This is a genomic window from Paenibacillus sp. V4I3 (genome assembly GCF_030817215.1).
Taxonomy (GTDB): domain Bacteria; phylum Bacillota; class Bacilli; order Paenibacillales; family NBRC-103111; genus Paenibacillus_E.
The window spans coordinates 2,535,034-2,555,519 of record NZ_JAUSZA010000001.1 but is presented as its reverse complement, the minus strand read 5'-3'; the positions used below and the strand labels follow the sequence as shown (position 1 = coordinate 2,555,519).

At 45.3% G+C, this 20,486-nt stretch carries 12 protein-coding genes; 1 reads left to right on the top strand and 11 read right to left on the bottom strand.

Features of this window, described 5'->3' with window-relative positions:
- The first annotated feature begins 39 nt into the window (after positions 1–39).
- Positions 40–2,028, top strand: coding sequence for a beta-galactosidase (locus QFZ77_RS11775; RefSeq protein WP_307439633.1), 1,989 nt, complete (start codon positions 40–42; stop codon positions 2,026–2,028).
- Between the two features lie 63 nt (positions 2,029–2,091).
- Here QFZ77_RS11775 and QFZ77_RS11770 read toward each other — a convergent pair whose 3' ends face one another.
- The 11 genes from QFZ77_RS11770 to QFZ77_RS11720 all read right to left on the bottom strand — a co-directional run bounded on the left by QFZ77_RS11770 (position 2,092) and on the right by QFZ77_RS11720 (position 20,486).
- A complete protein-coding gene (locus QFZ77_RS11770; protein WP_307439631.1) occupies positions 2,092–2,889 on the bottom strand; it encodes a polysaccharide deacetylase family protein in 798 nt (265 codons plus the stop codon).
- Between the two features lie 29 nt (positions 2,890–2,918).
- Positions 2,919–5,198, bottom strand: coding sequence for a helix-turn-helix domain-containing protein (locus QFZ77_RS11765; protein WP_307439629.1), 2,280 nt, complete (start codon positions 5,196–5,198; stop codon positions 2,919–2,921).
- A 177-nt stretch (positions 5,199–5,375) separates the two neighbouring features.
- Entirely contained in the window at positions 5,376–6,644 is a 1,269-nt protein-coding gene (locus QFZ77_RS11760) for an FG-GAP-like repeat-containing protein (protein ID WP_307439627.1), read from the bottom strand.
- Positions 6,645–6,662: 18 nt separating this feature from the next.
- Positions 6,663–9,266, bottom strand: coding sequence for an exo-rhamnogalacturonan lyase family protein (locus tag QFZ77_RS11755; protein ID WP_307439625.1), 2,604 nt, complete (start codon positions 9,264–9,266; stop codon positions 6,663–6,665).
- Between the two features lie 27 nt (positions 9,267–9,293).
- Entirely contained in the window at positions 9,294–10,358 is a 1,065-nt protein-coding gene (gene bglB / locus QFZ77_RS11750) for a beta-galactosidase BglB (RefSeq protein ID WP_307439623.1), read from the bottom strand.
- 295 nt (positions 10,359–10,653) lie between these two features.
- Positions 10,654–15,084 carry a coiled-coil domain-containing protein gene (locus QFZ77_RS11745; protein WP_307439621.1) on the bottom strand — a complete coding sequence of 1,477 codons (4,431 nt, stop codon included), beginning with the start codon at positions 15,082–15,084 and terminating at the stop codon, positions 10,654–10,656.
- Positions 15,068–15,829, bottom strand: coding sequence for a DUF6063 family protein (locus tag QFZ77_RS11740; protein WP_307439619.1), 762 nt, complete (start codon positions 15,827–15,829; stop codon positions 15,068–15,070). The genes QFZ77_RS11745 and QFZ77_RS11740 overlap by 17 nt, the downstream gene beginning before the upstream one ends.
- A complete protein-coding gene (locus QFZ77_RS11735; protein WP_307439617.1) occupies positions 15,813–17,339 on the bottom strand; it encodes a replicative DNA helicase in 1,527 nt (508 codons plus the stop codon). Before QFZ77_RS11735 ends, QFZ77_RS11740 begins: the two co-directional genes overlap by 17 nt.
- Positions 17,327–18,370 carry a Wadjet anti-phage system protein JetD domain-containing protein gene (locus QFZ77_RS11730; RefSeq protein WP_307439615.1) on the bottom strand — a complete coding sequence of 348 codons (1,044 nt, stop codon included), beginning with the start codon at positions 18,368–18,370 and terminating at the stop codon, positions 17,327–17,329. The genes QFZ77_RS11735 and QFZ77_RS11730 overlap by 13 nt, the downstream gene beginning before the upstream one ends.
- 332 nt (positions 18,371–18,702) lie before the next feature.
- Positions 18,703–19,488 carry a carbohydrate ABC transporter permease gene (locus tag QFZ77_RS11725; RefSeq protein ID WP_373462735.1) on the bottom strand — a complete coding sequence of 262 codons (786 nt, stop codon included), beginning with the start codon at positions 19,486–19,488 and terminating at the stop codon, positions 18,703–18,705.
- Between the two features lie 116 nt (positions 19,489–19,604).
- Positions 19,605–20,486: a carbohydrate ABC transporter permease gene (locus tag QFZ77_RS11720; RefSeq protein ID WP_060646971.1), complete on the bottom strand. Its 882-nt coding sequence runs from the start codon at positions 20,484–20,486 to the stop codon at positions 19,605–19,607.

Genomic DNA, 20,486 nt, shown 5'->3' with positions numbered 1-20,486 from the left:
TATAGTCAATATCAAAACAACAAGGATGGAGAGAGTCAAATGGACAAAAAATTATACCACGGAACCGCTTATTATCCTGAGCTTTGGAATGATGAACAAGTTATTGAACAAGATATCCGTTTAATGAAAGAAGCAGGAATAAATGTCGTTCGGATGGGAGAATTTGCTTGGTCAACGTTAGAACAGGAACAAGGAAACATCGATATCCGTTTTTTTGTAGACACAATCAATAAGCTATATGAGAACGGTATTGAAACCGTCATGTGCACCCCTACTCCCACACCTCCGATTTGGTTATCACATGGCCATCCAGAGCGTATGTTTGTGGACGGAAATGGTAAAGTAATGGGTCATGGCTCCAGACAGCACGTCTGTACGAATAACGCGTTCTTTCGAGTAAGAGCAGCCATTATCACAGAACATATCGCAAAAGCGGTTGGAAGTTTGTCAGGTGTTATTGGCTGGCAGATTGATAATGAATTTAAAGCACATGTAGCAGCGTGTATGTGTGAGACATGTAAAAGCTTATGGCACCAATGGTTACAAAATCGTTATGGGTCCATTGATCGATTAAATGAAGCATGGGGAACGCAAATCTGGAGTGAATATTACCTGGAGTTTGAACAAGTCCCACAGCCAGGACCAGCGCCATTTTTGCATAATTCCTCATTAAGTACCCTGTACCAATTATTTTCCATGGAGAAAATTGCAGAGTTTTCCGATGAACAGGCTCATATCATCCGCCAGCATTCCGATGCACCGATAACCCATAACAGCAGTGTTGCCTTTCATGTAGATAATGAGCGATTGTTTAAAAACCTGGACTTTGCTTCATTCGATACTTATGCGAATTACGATAATACGCCCGCTTATTTAATCAACTGTGATTTGTGGAGAAATTTTAAAAAAGGCAAAGATTTTTGGATTATGGAAACAAGTCCGTCGTTTAGTGCATCACTTGAAAGCTATGCCATGCCTCACCCCAATGGATATTTAAAGGCCGAGGCTGTGGCGGCATATGCATTAGGAGCAGAGGCTTTTTGCTATTGGCTGTGGAGACAGCAGCGAACTGGATGTGAACAACCTCATGGATCGGTGATTAGTGCATGGGGGAAACCGACCGTAGGATTCCAGAATGTACTCGAAGTTGAACAAGCGAGAAAGGAAATTGAATCCATCATCCTTTCATCGAGACCTTCTCAAGCTGAAGTAGCGATGACTTATTCGGACCGATCGAAAGCATTTTTGCAAACAGAGCCTCATCGAAAATTAAATCATCGGGGTCTGGTAAGCGCCTTTTATGAGCGGATTTTATCCATGGGCATTCATCGAGATGTCATACCAGAAGGTGCGGAACTTGACGGGTATAAACTGTTATTTACGCCATTTACTCATTACTTATCATCCGATTATATAGAACGGGCACAAGCCTTCGTCCAAAATGGCGGGATCTGGGTGGTTGGTCCACTTACAGGTGGCAGAACAGAGAACCATACCATTCATACAAATGCAGCTTTAGGCGAGTTAGAGCATCTTGCAGGTATCGAAACCTTATTTACGTATCCAATGGAAGGTACAGGTACAATCGGACAAGCATTTGGCGTTAGCGCCCCTTTGGGGATGTGGAGTGCTGTATTTGAACCTAAGGAAGCCATAGCTATAGGGATCCTTGAGGAAGGGTTAACGCCAGGAAAAACCTTTATTACGGAGCATCAACTCGGTAAAGGAAAAATCGTTATGCTCGGTTCGATGCCAATGGGTGAAGAGGGGGATCTGATGGTAAAGAAACTCATCGACCACTATGCCGTTGATGCCCATGTAAGGCTTAGAACAGATGTCACTGTAGGCACTATTGTCGCTCCAAGGCAAGGTGATGGTTATCACCTATGGGTCATCATTAATATGGATGGTAAAGGTGGCAGCGTCACTATTCCTCAGGAGGGGTATGATCTATTGGCGCAAACCGGAATAAAGCCAGGGAAATTAGAAATTGGGAAATATGAATATCGCATAATCCGATTTATGTGATCTAACTGAAAAATTGAGCTGCTGCAGCAGCTCAATTCGTTTGTCAGAGAAACCCTGATTCTATCAGAATAAAAGTTGACTTCCGCCTTTCACTTCGCGGATGTCATTATCGACACGAAGCCAGACGGAAGACGCATTAGGGTTGAATACTAGATGACCTGATGCGGAAAATTTCAGGTTATGAAAGGCTTTCAAATAATCAACAATCTCGATATTGGTTGCATACCATATATCTTCCCTCTTGCCGATATACTTACAAAATTCCTCCATTACTCCCCAATTTCCATCTAAATCAAACTCATAACTATGTCCCCATACGTACATCATGTAAAGATATTGTTTCTTTTGCAAATTAACGAAATCCTCTGCAAGTTTCATTAGATTTGCTTTGTGGTGGCAGGTGGGTTTCCACTCATATAAATTATCTGGCATAGAGAAATTACCGGTGCTTTCAACTACTCTTGCGTATTCTATGCCTAGAATAGGGAGCATCTCTTTGATTTGTTGATTAAAAGAACCGTTCGGATAAGACATTCCTCTTACTGTATAGCCTACAATTCGCTCTAAATTTATCCTGTCTTGAAATATCTCATCCACTATTTGTTCTTTGGGGCACCTTGCTAGCGTTGGATGGGTTACCGTATGAGCGGAGACCTCATGACCTTGGTATCGTTCTGCGACTTCCTCTTGAGATAACCGGTCCTCCAAGCCAATCAAGCCTGAATTAATATGAAAGGTGCCTTTTACAAAATGTTTGTTAAAAAGCTCAACAAGCCTAGTATCTGCTGATTTACCGTCATCATAACTCATGGTTAGAACTTTATGCTTTCCTTCAGGGAAAGTCATTACGATTTTGGGCATTGCTGCATACCTCCTAGAAAATAGATGACTTACGCATTACGGCTGGTTTCACGATACTGGCTAGGTGTCACGCCCTCATATTTCTTAAATAACCGATTAAAATAACTGTGCTGATAGCCTACCTGCTCCGCGATATCATTGATTCTCTGTTCAGACTCACGAAGGAGATCTTTTGCTTTGCTCATCCGCAGTTCAGTTAGATAATCAATAAAATTTTTCCCTGATACTTGTTTGAAGGTTCTACTCAGTACGAAGACATTGGTTGTGCAATGCTCTGCACAATCATCCAAGGAAATATCCCTCATGTAATTAGCGTTAATAAAAGTCATTGCTTGCTCGATTACTTTTTTCAGCTTGTAATCAGAACGATGCTCCATTTCTGCCATGAACGGATGAATGATTTTATCCACAAACCAACGCTTGATCTGCTCTGGCTCCCGAATCACCGATAGCTGCTCGAAGCGATTGACCGACTTAAATAGCTGATTGGGATTCAGTCCGGCCTGCATAATGGTATGCTCCAGACTTCCTAATAAATTCAAAACACAGGTCTGCACATCAAGTTCCTTGGCTCGTTCCAGTACCAGAACCTCAAGAAATGCTTGAACCTGCTGCTCGGCCTCATCGAGCTTGCCTGTTCGCATGGCTTGAATGATCTCTCTTTCCAATGTAAAAGGATATTGAAACCCTGGATCTTGAACATTGCTCTTCAACGCTTCAAGGTCAATGATTTGATTCTCGTCGTAAATGCTCCGGAAACTAAGCGCAAGCTTGGTTTCTTCAAACAACAGAGGAATCTGCTTTACCTGCTCACTTATTCTTCCGACGGATAGCGTTACTTTCATTTTCAGAATCCGATTAATTGCTTGGATCAACGTATTGCCCAACTCATCGATGTCGGAATAAATATCTTCTCCACTCGGAATGCTGAGCAACAGCCCCATCGTTAAATCGTGAAAGTTGATGACATGGCATTCTTCGAATTGCTCTCGTGCCATTTCCTCTACTACATTCGCCGCTGCGAACGTAACAAGCCCTTCGTCACCCAGGGAATATCTGCCCGTCCTTCCGGCATGGGCCATTCCAGTAAGCTGAATAAAAAGCACCCGATAGCTTCGCTCATCAACCATCCACCCATACTGTCTCATTCTCTCACGAAGCTCTTCCTCGGAGTAGGAAGACAAATAGCCTTGCGTTAATTGATAAAGAAAGCCTTGCTGTACCTGGGGGAGCTGGTTTTGGAGCTTTCTTTGAAGGGCGAGTCTCTCTCGGGTTAAATGCTGCCACTCCCTTTCAATCAAAGTAAACTCATCTTCCCTCCCATTCGATGGCGTTCCACTGGTCAGCAGCCTTACCAGCCGATCCAGCGGAGAATAAATTTTCCGTGAGGCGATACTTGCGAGTAAGAGCGCGAGAAGCAGTCCCGTACAGCTTATCATGATAATCAACTTAGACAGAAAAACAACCGGCTTTGTAATCGCATTGATGGGGGCGGCTGATACATAAATCCACTGCGCTCCAATTCGGTCCAATCCCCCAAAGGACACCGAATAGGTTATATGATCCCATTCCATTAGAAAGGAGGTCTGGTTTTTGCCCTTAGAAGTTTTTACATACTTCTTCAGCACTTCCATTAGAGGGGTAGTTTCGCCACTGCCGGTCGATGCCAATACGGTTCCATCCTCCTGCATGAGAAAAGCTTCCCCCCCCTCATAGGGGGTTAGCGTTTTCAACAAATTAAGCACTTGATCATGGTTTATATGGGCACGCAGCAGGGCAAATGGCTCTGAAGCTCCACCGGGCATTTTATGCACAATGGTTAAATCGGGGTTCCCCGAGCTCGTCAGGGAAGGCATTAAGGTCCAATAAACGGAGGAACCTTTTCTCATCAGCTCCATCGTGTTCAACCAATCTATTGAATCCGGATCCATGCGGTTAAAATTCGGGCGAAACAGAACAGGAATGGAACCGTTTACATAAAACTCTATATTATCTATTAATGGCAATGAGCCTTGCATAATGACAAGCGTTTTAGATATATCATTGGTCACTTGAAAATTACGGTAGAAATCAACTTCCTTTAATGCGAAATCAAACTTTGGATCAAAAGCCCAATGGGACAAAAATAGTTCCAAATTATCAAACTGACTATTGATGCTTTCCGCACGGCGGACAATTTGGTTTTTATGAAGCGACACCATTTCATTTTCGATTCTTCCACCTACAAACCAATAAATGAGCAAACCCGTTATTAAACCCGGAATGCCTGTGATAAGTAAAATAATAGCCCATATTTTTCTATAATGCATTCTACGGCTTCCGTTCATTAATGGAAAACCGGCTTTTAATCGCGCTCCTAGCCTTCTTATCACCTCATCCTCACCACCGCCCATTTGATTATTGAACATTATATATGAAGTCCGGCACTCCTCGCCTTTAAAATATCATTTATTTTGTTCAAAAATCAGTGACTTTTTCTCAAGCATTCATTCCACTTCTCCGCCCGGGTACAGCGTCGAGCTGTACAGGCGCTTTGGTTGCGACAAAGCTTTTCCTGCTCGCTTCACGGTTATATCCCCAGCTTGGTTTGAATAGATATGGGCCGTTTCATCGTCGTATATAATAACCTGTTCATTTCCAGAGCTAAACAAGTCGGCATGTACCACATAACCGTCAACGGGAAATTCAGTCACTAGGTTCATATGTCCGTCATAAAGGCTTGGATGAACGCCTCCACCTCTGCGGTAAGCCAAAATATAATCCATTGGCTCATTATCCCAACCGCGCAGCGTCTCAATAATAGTCAACCAGCCATCGGTCTTCCGATTTTCCTTCCAAAGCTCTTCCCCTTGAGAATCGAGCAGGAACAATCCATCCTTGCCTTTATCAGAGCCTTGATCTCCGCGAACGATCCGATCCAGCCCGGCAATTTGAAGACCGGGTAAATCGCGGCGAAATTTGCCTAAAGCCACATGCTGAGACTCTATTGAGCCATCGTATCGCCAAAGCTCTGTACCCTCCCGATTGTACATGACCGTTACACTTCCTCCAATGACCAGCTCGGGTTGTCCGTCGCCGTTGACATCGCCGATCCAAATGCAGTCTGCATGATCCTTTAAATCCTTGCATGACCACACAATCTTGCCTTTATGATCCAACAGATCATAACCTGCCATCACCTCATCGTGCCCATCCCCGTTCAAGTCGTACACCCATGGAAAATGGCCGGGATTTCCTTTAAAGGTCCATAGCAAATTAAATTCCTGATCCATCGCCCACAATTGCGAATAGCGGTTTTTTAAAATAATATCGCTAGGTCTATCTCCACCAGTGAGATTAGCAATAATGATGCAATCGTGAGCCTCTGGATCGGGCAGCGCGTAGACCTTTTTAACGATTCCCGTTGCTCCATCGATAATTTGGAAACTGTCATTCATAACGCACAACACTTCCAAACATCCATCCCCATCAATATCATACAGCTGAGCTGGGTAATCAGATCCTGGTTTACCTGCATCTGGAGAAGGAGTGCCCGTCTGCCATAGAAGGTTTCCTTCCAAATCGAACGCAGTTAAGCATTGTACCTGGTGAGGGATATACCTGACATCCTGCCGATTGTCAGGCTGAACCAATACCATTTCCATCCTTCCGTCTCCGTTCAAGTCTCCTAGGAGCATCTTACTGTGAACTCCCGCCGCCTGGATATTCACTTTACCTAATAGATGGGGGAGCTTTTGTAAAGTTCGATTGGTCATGAAATGCCCTCCTATTGTTTAATCGCGAATAATGCCGTAACTGTTCTCCGGCAGCCAACGGCCGATTAATTCCAAACATATCATGACATTCAGTGACCACTGAGAAGCGGTATTCGTGGAGATACCCTGCAGTTCTTTAATTTCTCTTATATACGCTAGTGGCTGTACATCTGTTGTTTCTACAGGCAGGTTAATCTGCCAATGCGCCTGATCCTTTAGAAGGTAAGACCAAGCTTGCTCTGCAAGAGCCTTATCGTTATTTCTGGCAGCAGCTATCGCCATCATCGTGGTAGACAGCATGGGAATGGCCCAATCCTTGCCAGTAATCGCGCCTGAGGTTCTTCGCATTTTCTCTTCTGCAGGCAGGTTATAGAATTCTCCGAACTCCGCCAACATGTCCTCCCATTCAGGATCCTTAATCATCGCAGCTAGCTCCATCCATACCTGCGGAGCTCCCATACAAATGATCAAGTGATGGCCATTCGTCTCAGCATCCATATAATGAAGGACACCTGTTCCCGGATCGTAACCGAAGGTGGGCCCTGTAAGAAGGCGGAACGGCATGTTCTTCAAGCTTTGAATCCCAGTCAAAATTTTATCCCGATAATATGTATCTTCATACCGCTCCCAACGTGTAAGCCAGTTTGAACTGAAGGCTGCCCAATCCGGTCCGCTGCGTGCATGCGTAGGAAACTCGTCCTTCGGAAAATAGGCGCGCATCGGATCGAGATGTACGGTTGTATAATCGGAGTCTTTCACTTCATCTATAATATCTCCGATCCGTTCATCTGCCGTCAAATAATAATAGATTTTGTGCAGACCAGACATTCCTATCCGCGCTTCCTTGCAGCCACAACCCCAATGTAGCACGTTGTGTCTTGAACCTAAGCCTGCATATTCACCCATGTGGTACACATCAACCTCACTGGTATGCCTTGCCATCGCTTCAGCCATCCGGAATACATCTTTCCTGCCTGACCTTAGGAACATATACCAGAGCCACAGGTTGGGAACGAGCTCTGTATTTTGCCATGCGCAGCCTCCAATATCATAACGCCAAGTGTGGCGTACTGGATCATAACTGTGCATGACATCTCCGTAATCCCAGAACCCATACCACCTTCGCTGCTCAATCTCGTTCTGATAAAATTCAAATAAACGGTCTAGTCCATCTTCTAAGGTCTCTTTGAGCGGTGTGCTTCGGTCTGGCAAGCTCCAAACTCCCATTGCCCCAGTGCTATAGTAATATTCCGGACTGCATACAAGCAGCGCGGGATCTTCCTTCTCCTCAAGCATCTCTTTTAGACTCTGCAAAGTGGGCGTCGCTTCCAAGCACCAAAGATGGAGTTCGTTTGTGTTACCGATCCCGTAAGGTGTACTCCGCATCTCATCAAACCCTTCATAGGAAGACTTTAGATGAGTAACCGTATCATAATGCCGTAAGTCCATAGCCTGTACGTCGGGAGACCAAAACCAAACGGTAAGGTCCGCTTCATCTAATGAAAGATGGCTTGCTTGCAAAGCGGAGGGCGCTTTCTGCCAAAAGTTCCTTACCCCTATAGCAAGACCACCGTGATCTGATCCCACATACATCAGTCCGCCTGCTCGATTCCCTACCGCCGCTTTGACCCAGCAGCATTCCTCCTTTGTTTGCTTAGAAATGCTGTAAGAATCTGCCGTATAATGAATTAGTTTGAAGCTGTCCCAAACAGCGAGGTCATCCACCATGTCAACAAATTTGGCATCTTGCTCAGGGTCAAAAGCGATCTTTCGTCCCTCGGTTTGTTCTTGATACAGCTCCTTATACTTCCCCGTGGTACGGAATGTTTCCAGCCCTTTGGGAGATTCACTGAAGAAGCCCGCATCTCCGGCTATCCGCACATGACGGTTATATAACTCGCCCTTCATCGGCACCTTAAAGGAAATCCCCAACCCTTTGATGAAATCTTGATGCGGATCACCGTCATATAGAAAGGTATGTACAACTTTAATACTATCCTGGTTTGCATAGAAATAAAGACGCAGGGTGAACGGCAGCCATTTACGACCGTCCGACTCCATTAGATGTTTACCCGTAAATTTTACCACCACGCGCACATGTCCCCGCTGTTCAACTTCCGCGCTATCCACGATGCTGTGAAAAGGTTCCTCTTTAAAGCTCTTGTAGCCATCAATAGTTAAACGCGCTTCACGGATGCCTACAAGCTTACCATCCGAGCAAAGCCGACTTCCTCCATGATTGATCTCTTGAATCAAAGAAGAGCCTTTACGATGAAGACGGCAAAACATAGAGCCTGTATGGACTTCGATATAGCCTTCCGTTTCCTCTACGCTGAGTACACTATTCTCTAAGCTGGACTCGCCCTTTATCAATGTATAGGACAAGTCGGTTTCTCCTTTTGTCATAGCGGCCGCGTGAGCCGTCCACTTTACACTGCCGTCCGCCCAATAAGCCGTTGGCCAGCTTTGAACAGCTACCTGCTTAGCCCGGTCATCCAGCAGAATAAGATTCTCACTCCGCTGCAGAGCGCCTTCCTTCCATGGAACTCCCCAGGTCACTCCCTTTTGAAGTTCAGTCCTCTTAGCTAGCCAACGCAGCTGTACTGCCATATGTTTACTCATTCCCATTCACACCACCTGTCCGTTTTTTCAATCAATCGATCCTATAGAGGATGGTAATTCCATCGCCTCAGTCAACAGCAATAGAGCCAGCGATTGTCCATAAGCGGTCGGGCATAGAGGAATATTCCTATAATGCTCATCATTCCAACCAATGGCGGTTCCATAAGATACCTCAAGCACAGTACCATCCTCATCGATTCGAGAATGAACCGCTTCGATCGCCTTTAGTCCCGCTGTGAGATAAGTTTCTGGCAAATAACCTGCTCGAATGCCCTTCAGAATGCCATAACCAAAACCTGCAGTAGCGGAGGTCTCCGCATACGAAGAAGGATCGTTCAGCAATGTATGCCACATCCCATCCTCACGTTGGAGCTCTACCAAAGCTTTTACTTGCACTTCCAAAGCCTCCAATAAGAAACGTTTTACAGCCCCCTGGATGCCGCTGATTTCCATAAACTCCACAACGCCAGCGGTAAACCAGCAATTCCCTCTCGCCCATAAGGTTTTCCCGAAATGATGTCTGCCGATAAAGCTCCACCCGTGAAACCATAGTCCGGTTTGTGCATCTTGCAAATATTTGATATGGAGTAAAAACTGGTAAACCGCTTCTTCCATATAGACTTTCTTCCCCGTGGTTGCTCCCATTTTGGCAAGAAACAGCACCGTCATAAACAGCGTATCATCCCATAACTGTTCCTCGTTCGCAGCCACAATCGTAATATGCTGGAGCCCGCCTTCTTCTGTTCTCGGCATCTCGTGTACAACCCAATCGGCCCATTCTGTACATACGTCCAGATAAGTTTCCTCTTTCGTGATTTCATACAAATGAATCAAAGCCAACAAAGGGGCCACCGTATTCACATTTTTTTCCGGTAATCCATCGGCCAAATGTTTGTTATACCAGTCCTTCATGAAATGCAAATATTCATCTTTGCCCGTATGCACGTAATATTTGTAAAGCCCGTACAAGGCTACTCCCAGCGGCCATTCCCATGTATCGAAATCCATGTGATCATTAGAATTGTCCCGGTTTGCGGAAATGAGCCGCTGAAATACTTTATTAAGCTGTTCTCCATACAGTGATGCTTCCATTCCTAACTCACTCTCCCTTTTGATAACAACCATAACGCCCAACCATGTTACAAACAATGATACATTTTTGAAACGAGGCATTTTGCGATAAAACTTTTTTGATCGGAATAAGACTTTTTTGCCGGAAGAGATAGAGAAGCCTCATTCGAATGCATTGGTTATAGCGATGATGGATACCTCCAGTTCCCTGAGTGTTTCAGAAATACCTAAAAAGTCTGCCTGATCTCCAGCGTAGCCGCGAGAGGTTGGGCAGACTTTCTTAAATAAAACAGCAACAATGATGATGATCAAGACGCTAGATGAATAACTCCATCTGCTTGACATCCCCTAATCGCTCTAGTGAAATCGGTGCGTAATCACGGAAATAAGCCTGATTAATTTCCTTTTCTTTGGTCATGACTAGTTTGCTTCCATTCGCCGCTTGTCTAAGTCTGCAGCTAAAGACGACAGGGAAATAGTCTTTAAGAAATTTGCCTTCCGCATGCGCGGTTAGCGCGATAATTTGAAAGCCGAGCTGCTCGGCAATAAAAAATACAGGACTCAATACATGGTCGCTCGATGCTTTCCCGAATGGATTATCCAGGATCACGGTACGATGTCTTTTCATATTCGCTTGAATATGTTGACGTTTTTCGGCGACATAGTTGAGTAACCCCAAGAATAAGGTCATATTCTTGCTCCATTTTTCCCCGCCGGACCAATTATTAGACTGTTCCCAAGAGAAGGAAGCCTTCGTTACATTATTCTCATTGGTTACTTTGCGGCAGGACACTTTCATCGGCCTTTCTTGCAAGACAATGTGCAGAAGCTGCTTGGTATCCAACCATTTTTCAATCTCTTTACGAACCGTCGATTTCACTTCTTGACCGTTGTCATCACGGTAATGACCTTTTTCCAGTTCGACCAAAATCCATTCCAGATGCTTACGCAAATGGTCCTTGGCCTCCAGCTCATCCCATTCGGGAATTTGAAACGAGTAAATGTGCTTCCACTGATCCTCGACCTTGACTCTCGTTTTGTTAGGAATATCCCGAAGCTCAGAAGCAATCAGCTTGATATGGCTATGCACATGAATAATATACTGTTCCAGCTGCTGATTATGTGTACGCATTGTTTCTTCTGCGACGTGATTGACACGTTCTATCCTGCTATGCATTTTCTGTTGAAATTGCGTTAGCTCCTGATAGTTGTCTTTTTTCTCGACACCTTGCTCGGCCATATCTCGCATTTTGATATCTTTGATTTGCTTCCGGCAAAAATCGATAAAATGAACTCTCGCCTTTTTCACCGATGTCTCTTCTGCTTCCAATTCCTTCATAACGGCGGATAGCATAGTCACGGATTTTCGAACCATTTTCATCCTGTCATATGGAAACTCGGCTTTCAGCTCTTGCGTGATAAATGACGCCTGAATGAGTGGATTTTCAAAACCATGCATGATTTTATATTGATTTAAGTATTGGATAACTTCTTCTATTTTAGCTAACTGAGCCTGAATTTGTGTATGCTGCTGCTGTAATCCAGTCTTCTGCTGTTGCAGGCGTGCATCTTCGCTTTGGGCTTGCTCATCCACCGCACTCAGCGACTCCGTAAAGGTTACAGGCAGCCCACCCGAATGCGCAGCGCTATACTGCTCAATTAATAGTTTAATCCTTGTCGCCAACGCATCAAATTGTTTCTCGACCCGAACGAATTCTTCTTTATCACGAGACAACCGTAATTCGTATTCCTTGAGCTCCGATAACAGCTGCGACATCTGTTCCTCACCGGTCACAGAGAAAGCAAGATCCTCATTCAAATCCAAGTCCGCTTGTTCCAGTCGAAGCTTGCTCATCTCCTTCTCCAGCGTTGTTCTACTGGTCTTGGCATGATTCCACTCCGCTTCAAGCTGCTGACGCCCTTGGGATATGCGATTTAACTTGAGATGCAAATCCTTCCTTTCTGTTTTTAACCAATCTAAGCTATGATTCGCCTCAATCGGGTGTATATCCACAATCTCTATATACAGATCTTGACTTTGAAGACTCGCTTTCTCGGTTCTCAAATAGTTCATTCTATTCTTCGCCGATTCGATCAGTTGCTTCACTTGCTCCATAGAGCGCTGCATGCTATCCCACTTGCTTTGCTGATCTTCTGCCTGTTCAATAAGCTGATCGATGACCCCGTTTAAGACGTCGATTTCTTTCCCCAGCTCGACATATGTCCGTCCTTTTTCAATCCATTGCTGAAGCTGAACCATTTCACCTTTTTGCTCGTCAATGATGGTATTGTGCTGCTGAATCGTTTGCTCAGCCTGTCGCACCGATATCCTGATTGAATCCTCTTGGCTCTCTAATTCACGCACTTGTTCGCGCTTAAGTCCAACTTGCCTTTCCATTTCTTGTACGACCTCAAGCGGGTATGTAGCAATGAATCGACTGAAAGAAGCTTGTAGATCAGAAGTAAGCTGCAATTCGCCTTCCTTTACTTTACGTGCTGTCAGGACCTCTTCGCCTTTTCGGGAAATTGTTTGCTTCCAGCTTACAAATTCTGCTTCATCCGCATTATCGCGCCAATGCTGCGGTTCAACCCAAGCGACATCATCCACATCTACTGGTTTATCCATATTGGCAAGACGCGATGCTTCCTGCGATGAGATGACTTGTATCGGGAACTGCATATCCTCCGCATACTGCCGCAGCTTACTCGCTACTAACTCAACTTCATCTTCGGTCGTAATCAAAGTGACAGACCAAAGAGGATGGGTCATGGCCCGCTCCGTTAGCTCCAAGCCCTGCAAGTATTCAATGCCTGTCTCCAATAACGCGAACTGATTTCTCCACTTATCCACCAAGCCTGCCACATAGGTATCTGCAAAAAATGTATGCTGGTAGCTGTAATCATCGATATAGCGGAAAGCCAGACGCTCTTTCAGCAAGTAAGCCTCCTTCTGCAAGTGAAGCTTTTCCAAATCCTCCCTAAGCCGCTCTTCAATCGAACTCTGCTTCTCATAAATGGATGAGAGTCTTCCCCATGAAGACCTGTACGCAGCAATTTCAGCAAGTATGGATTGATGTTCTTTTTTAAATGCTTCGAGATTTTGCTCTGAGCTGGCGCGTTCCACATAGGCGATCTTGAGGTTTTCACTAACTCGGTCCAGCTTTCTTCCGCTTTCCTCTTTACCGAATGCCAATTCCTTGTTCTTCTGCACAAGCAGCACATTGCTGTCATCCAATTTCTGATAACGCTGAATCCAATCCGTCATACTGCCTTCCATGCTCTCGACTGCTGGATTTGCCAAAACATTGATCCTAAGCACGTCCCTATCTTTCTCGCGAGCCTGCACAATGGATCTATGTTCAATGAGCTGCTTGTTCAATTTCTCAAGTTCGCTCGATAGATCTCTCAAAATCGTTTCCTCTAAGGCCGTCCTATTCTGATAAGCATCTAATTCCTGCCTGAGTTTCTCTTCTTCCACCTGCCACTCTTGCTCCATCTTGCTGTAAATACTGCGAATTTGCCCGCCATTATTGATCCAAGCTTCCCGTAGAACATCCTCTTCCTCGGTATTTCCGAATTGATCAAGTTCGCGCTGCAAATAATTCATGCGCTCTTCTGCAGAGGTCCACTGCTGCTTGTAATCTGCCAGACGCAGAGAATAGTAGTGCTGCTTAGCACTTCGTACTTGCGCCTCTTTTCGCTCAACGTCTTCCTCGACCAATCTTAGCTTTGTTTCCAAAGCGGATTGCTCTTGTTTTTGCTTTGCAATCTGAAGGGATTCTTTCTTCCGAGCCAATAACAGCAACTGCTGGTCGCATTCTGCCATTTGACGGTGCCATTGTGAAAGCTTAGAGGTTTCCTCATTTTTCTGCTCATTCACTAATAACCAATAGGCCTTCGTTTCAGACTGAGCGGCTGTATAGGCCATTTGTTTGGCATCCATTTTGGCAAAATGAAGCACATAGCCATCCAGCTCAACGAGGATTTTCTTATTTTCTTCGATTTTTTCTTTTAATTCTTTATATTTTTTGAAGCTGTCCCTGTGCATTTCAAAATTATTCGCGAACTCGCCTTGTTCATATCCGGCCATCGCATCTTCTACCGTTGGGATCAACAAGCGATCGAACAATTGGCTCGTCGTTTTACATTCATCAAAAAAGCTCTCTACACCACCCTCTGAGCTGTTGATCTTCGCAATACGATCCCACTCTGATGCGATAATGTGGTAATCGTTTTCCAATACTTTCTTGTATTCTTTAATCGAGGGAGGCAGCTTCGCGTTCATTCTTTTCGACGTCATCTGGTGGTAATAATCATGGATTTCGCCTTTATCGGCTGCTCTAAGGCTGCCTGCACTTTCCTTCACGAAAGGAATCCGATCAATGGCATCGGCATCAAGCTCCGGATAATCATAGACATACCGATAAGAATCTATCCCTGTTGCTGTCAAAAACAAACTAACGCAAGTGACCACATATCTCCGTGGCCGTTCACTCAGAATCCACTCGATCGCGATATGTGCAGGACCGTTTTCGAGACTTAACGTATCCTTCATTTTACGTCCGGCAAGTTCCGCATGCGGAAGAATGGCTTGAATGGCAGACTGGATAAAAACCGTCTTGCCCCCTCCATTTTCCAACAGAATCGCACCATTATGCCCATCGAAATGAAACAATTCGTCGTTGTAGCGCTTATTTCCATCCTCATAGACCACATTCGTAAACCGTATTTTAGAGATGGCTGGCATCTTCGCTTCCCTCCCCCTCATTCGAATCGCTTTGGTATAAAAACTCCAGAATGCCGCGGTTATATTCCAGTTCCATAAAATAACGCTGTACAACCACTTTGGCCTTTTCGGTTAGCGTAATTTCCTGGTTGCCAATATCGATCACTAACTCTTGCGCCACCAGAAACTTGCGGACAGAATCCATGAAGCTAACCCGGCTAATCGTATTTCCGCTTTGCCTCGCAGCTGTTTCCTTGATATCGTCCATCGCACTCCATTTTTCAATCAAAGCCGTCCAGTTATAGGAAAACTCCTGCTCCATCTCTCTTAATTCAGCTTCAGGATGCGTCTTCAATAACGCAATTCGCTCATTCACAAGCGCCGTCCACTCTTCAATCCCGATAAAACTTCTCGTCGGTTCCATGGTTTGGTAGCTGTCATAAAAAGCCCCAATCAACACAATAATGCTGACATACATCAGATAAAGATCCGCATTCACGGCATTCGCCCGCAGATAGGTACGTTTAATCACTTCGTTGTTCATATGAAAAGGCGATAGCCGTGTCTCTGGTATCATATACAACTGTTCGCCGGCAATGATCGTCACGCAATCGACTTCACGCGCGAATTGATCCACAAGCCCACGCACCACATCGTCCGCCATGTATTCTTGGAGCCATTCTTTGCCAACCGCGTTATCGCGAGCGAGCAAGGTATAGATGCGAAAAGCCCTCATTACTGTCCCGTTTTCAAGTCCAATTGTCATCCTGTTCTCCCCACGAAATCAACATATTCTGTATGCTAAACCTGTCGTTTACCTTAATAATTTCCTTTTGCTCAATGATGACCAAGCAGCGGCTTCCCAGAAGCATATACATGTCTTCCAGCAACGTCCCCTGCTCTTCATTCTGCTGTTTATCTCTATCATCCGCCCGAAGGGGACTTCTTTGATGCAGATAAATCCAAAAATCATAGAAAGCTCTCTCGCCCAGCAGTCTTGCATAGTCGCTCTCTTCGAACAGCTGAATAAACGGTTTCAATTCAACTTGGCCCTGCTCTTCCATCCTTTGCAGCAGCTGTTCCATCAGAAGCTTGTAGAGCTTTTTCTGCATCGTCTGGTACCGGTATTCGTCGCTTTCTCCGCCAAGTTCCAGAAACTTGTCATCCCGCTCTTGCCCGCTTCCGTCTTCCAGCATATTTTGTTCAGCCCACACCGTCAAAAGCGACCACATCTTCGTCTCTTGAACCGGTAAGAACGGGGCAAGCACACCTTTCATCGTTTCCAAAGGCAATGGCGTACTAAAAATAAGGGAAGCAATATCCTGATCAAAATTAAAAGAGTCCAAACCAGTATAATATAAGGATTCTTGCGCTGCGCCCAATGCATGTGATTTCAACACCATACTCTGATGAAATAGATCCGAATGCTCGCCATGCACCTTCTCCAGCTCATTGGATATGCGTAAAATTAACTCATAAGGCCGTTGATCTGCTTGTCTAACGGTCTGTGCCTGAACGCGATCCTTGGTCTCCTTGACGAATTGCCGTAGTTCTTCGAACTCTTCATTCTCCATTTGCAATCGCAAATAAATATCTTCCAACAAACCTTTATAACGTCCGAACGTTTCCTCCGACACAATGTTTCTTTTCAATTCATGCTCCAGCTTGACCATCCGCTCCTGCAAAGCTTCCACATCAATCCGCATTTCATTAATTTGCCGTAATGCTCCTTCGAACTCACCCTTTTCCAATTGCTTGCGCAGCACCAACTGATGAATCGATAATTGAAATTCGGTATAAAATTCCTTGGTCGCAAAAATAAGCTCCAACCCATCTTCGTCGAGCGTGTAGTACTGCGTATTCGTTTTTAAGTCGAAGGCATTCGCTTTCAGAATCGATATATAAATATGCTCCTTCTGACCGGATTCCCAATTCATAAACGTAAAATCCCGTTTCTTCCCTGTCGTCGGGCGAAACACTTGAGTGATCTGCCTGGCCAGATCCTCAAATCCGACATCGTCTAAATCGATGAAGATCCCCGTCACTTTCAAAAGAAACTCGGCTAAGTCTTTGACACCCGCTTTATTGTTTCGCATCAACTTCTGTTCAAAAAAGTAAAGCAGCGTCAGCAGCCCAAGCTCCATGAAATCTATCGGTTTATTTTGCTGATCTGTTTGGCGCTTTCTCTGAAGCTCATAGAGAGGATCAAAAAGTGCCAGCTTGGTCATACGTTCCCGGAACCCGGAAACAACCTGACCAATTTCTATGTAATCCATGCTGTGTGCCTCCAAATCGTACAAAGCTCGTATGTAGGTAATATTTCTTGCGGGAAGTAACCGCCGGCTTTTAAGCAGCGGTTGATTTTCATTTGTTCATCCTCGGTAAAATGAGACATGAATGCTTGCAAAGCTTGCTCATTGTCTCGCTGGTTTTCTTTGCCGTATGTAAAATCCCTACTCAGACATGCTCTGTAAAAGGGAAGCGCCGGTTGCGCCGGACTGCCGAAAAGGTCGAGAACCCGCTCATTGAACAGATGCCATATGGAAATCCCTTCTTTATCTATATCACCAAAATAATAGAACTCATGCGAAGCGTCTCTGAGCGGAAGCTGCAACGGCAGCAGTTCGATGCTTTTCGTTACTCGATAACCGCCGCCAAAAATTAACGTTGCGAACGGGGCATCCGGCAAAACTTGCAGCAGCGCTTGATAGGTCGTTTTATTTTCAACGATGAGATGCTTGTGAACTGCATTGGTTAAGCCATATGGATTAACCGCAAACATCAAGGGATCATCCACTGGGAGAATAAGCAGCTTATCCCATAAGCCGATTCGGATCAGCAGCTCTTTCCCATGCTTCTCCGTTATCCATTTCTCATCAGCAACAAGTTCAAAGCTTCTCTCCGGTTCCGGTGCGGGAGTGCTTGGTAGCATATTCTTTTTCAAATAAGCATCGATTTGTTCAATATAAGGCTTATCTTCCTCCCAAATACTAGATTTCAATGAATAGTAGGCATCAAGGTTTATTAAAGGATACAGTTGCAGTCTGGCTCGATGGATTTCCTTATGCGTATCTTGTATTAAACGATTCTTCTGCACGTTATATTGATAGGCAAGAGACAGTTGTTTCCTCGTTCTGCCTGAACTCTGAACCATCTGAAGAATTCCCGCAGCCTCAAGCTCCAATATGGCATCAGCAAATTGTTCTTCGGTTGGCTGTACTTGAAATATGTCCTCTAGGTCTGAGAGTGAAACTTTGCTTTTCTTGTAGGATTGTAAATATGTGCGTATTTGGGAAATAGGATCCATGTATGGTTGCTCCAGTTTGAGAATATATGCCTATTATATCAAAATTTCAAAGGTTGAAGGATTGATAGGCCATTGGGAAGTAGTTCCATCCAATAAAAAAAGTCTGTTTGAGCGATTAAGCCCAAGCAGACTTTATCATAATGATGTTTCCACTTCGATTTCCAACCGATCTTTTTCGTCACTTTTTAGTATAGCACCATGGGCGAATGTTTGTACGCATTAATCGCAAAAAAAAGGCTATCCCTCAGCCATTTTCATGGCTTTTAGGACAGCTCCTTCCTGCAATAGCAGCTCTATCTTGCCTTCTTTTCGCTTCCAAGCTCACCGGATTGTCAATCCTTCACCGACCCCTGCATAAGCCCGGCAATAAACTGCCGACTGAAGATTGAGAACACTATAATAAGAGGTACCGTAGCCATCAGCGTTGCGGCCATGACCATAGAATAGTCCGTGCTATATACTCCATTCATCGAGGCAATCAGCATCTGGATCGTGAATTTGTTCTGTACCGAGATGACAACGAGCGGCCACAAATAATCATTCCAGGCATTCAGGAACGTAATGATGCCGAGCGTCGCTAGCGCGGGGCGAAGCACTGGAAGCGCAACGCGATAGTACAGATCGAAAGAGTTACAGCCGTCAATGCGCCCTGCATTGATAAGCTCATCATGCAGCACGGAGGCCGCATACTGCCGCATCCAGAAGATGCCAAACGCACTCGCCGCACCTGGGATGATCAAGGCTTTCAGGTCATTGATCCAGCCCAGCTTTTGTATAATGATGAACTGGGGGATTAGCCCCAGCTGCTGCGGCACCATCATGGTCATCAGCAGGAAGAAGAACAGGAACGGCTTGCCCGGAAATTGGAATTTGGCAAAGGCGAAGCCCGCCATCGAGCAAAAAAACAAAACCAGCAGCGTGTGTACACCTGCCACGATTAAGCTGTTGCCAAACGACCGGAAAAACCCGACATGATCGATAACCTTTCCGATATTAACCAATAGCTGATCGCTAGGCAGAAACCTCGGGGGAAACCGGAACATATCCGAAGTCGTTGCGGTAGACATCACGAACAGCCAATAAAATGGAAATAGCGACAATAGAGATCCGGCCAGCATCCCGATGTGAATAAGGATCGTTCCTGAAGCCCATGAGGACTTCGCTGGGGTCTTCGTGATTACGACAATGTCTCTGCTTCGACGACTGACCGTTACTTTGGAAGATTCCGTGCTCATCAGATACCCTCCCCTCTCGAAACGAATTTCCAATTCAAGAAGGAGAAAATACCGATGATCAGAAACAACATCCAAGCGATAGCGGAAGCATAGCCGAAAAGCTGATTGCCGAATGCTTGGTTATACAGATACAGCACCAGCGTCAGCCCGCCTTTGGTTGCCCCTCCGGTATTGCCGACGAGGATTAAGGGCTCGGTAAACAACTGCATGCCGCCGATCGTCGAAAGAATCACAGTGAACAGAATGATTGGCTTCAACAGCGGCAACGTAATGCTGAAAAACTGCTGCTTCCGGCTAGCCCCGTCAATCGTAGCTGCTTCATACAAGTCATGCGGGATACTCTGCAGCCCGGCCAAGTAAATGATGGCATTGTAGCCCGTCCACCGCCAAATGACCATGAGCGACACGGCGACCTTCACCCAGAACGGATCGTTGATCCATTCAATCCGGGGCAGCCCAACGACCTGGAGCAGCCCATTAATCAGCCCGAATTGGCTGCCGAAAAACGACCCGAAGATAATGGCTACAGCCACAATCGACGTAATATTCGGCAGAAAATAGACCGCTCGGTAAAAGTCCTTGAACCGCACGAAAGCGGCGTTGAGCAGAAATGCAACGACCAGTGCCAGAAACAGTTGCGGTAAGGTCGAAAAAAACCAGATGACGAAGGTGTTGCCGACCGATTTCCAGAAGTCTGGATCATCGGTCAGCAAATTACGGAAATTGCGAAGTCCCACGAACTCCATTGGCCCGAGCCCATCCCACGAGTGGAAAGCAAGGTACAGCGAGAACAGGATCGGAAACAAGCCGAATACGATAAACAAGATATAAAATGGAGATATCATCAGGTAGGGCGCCAGATACGTCTTCAACCCTCTCAT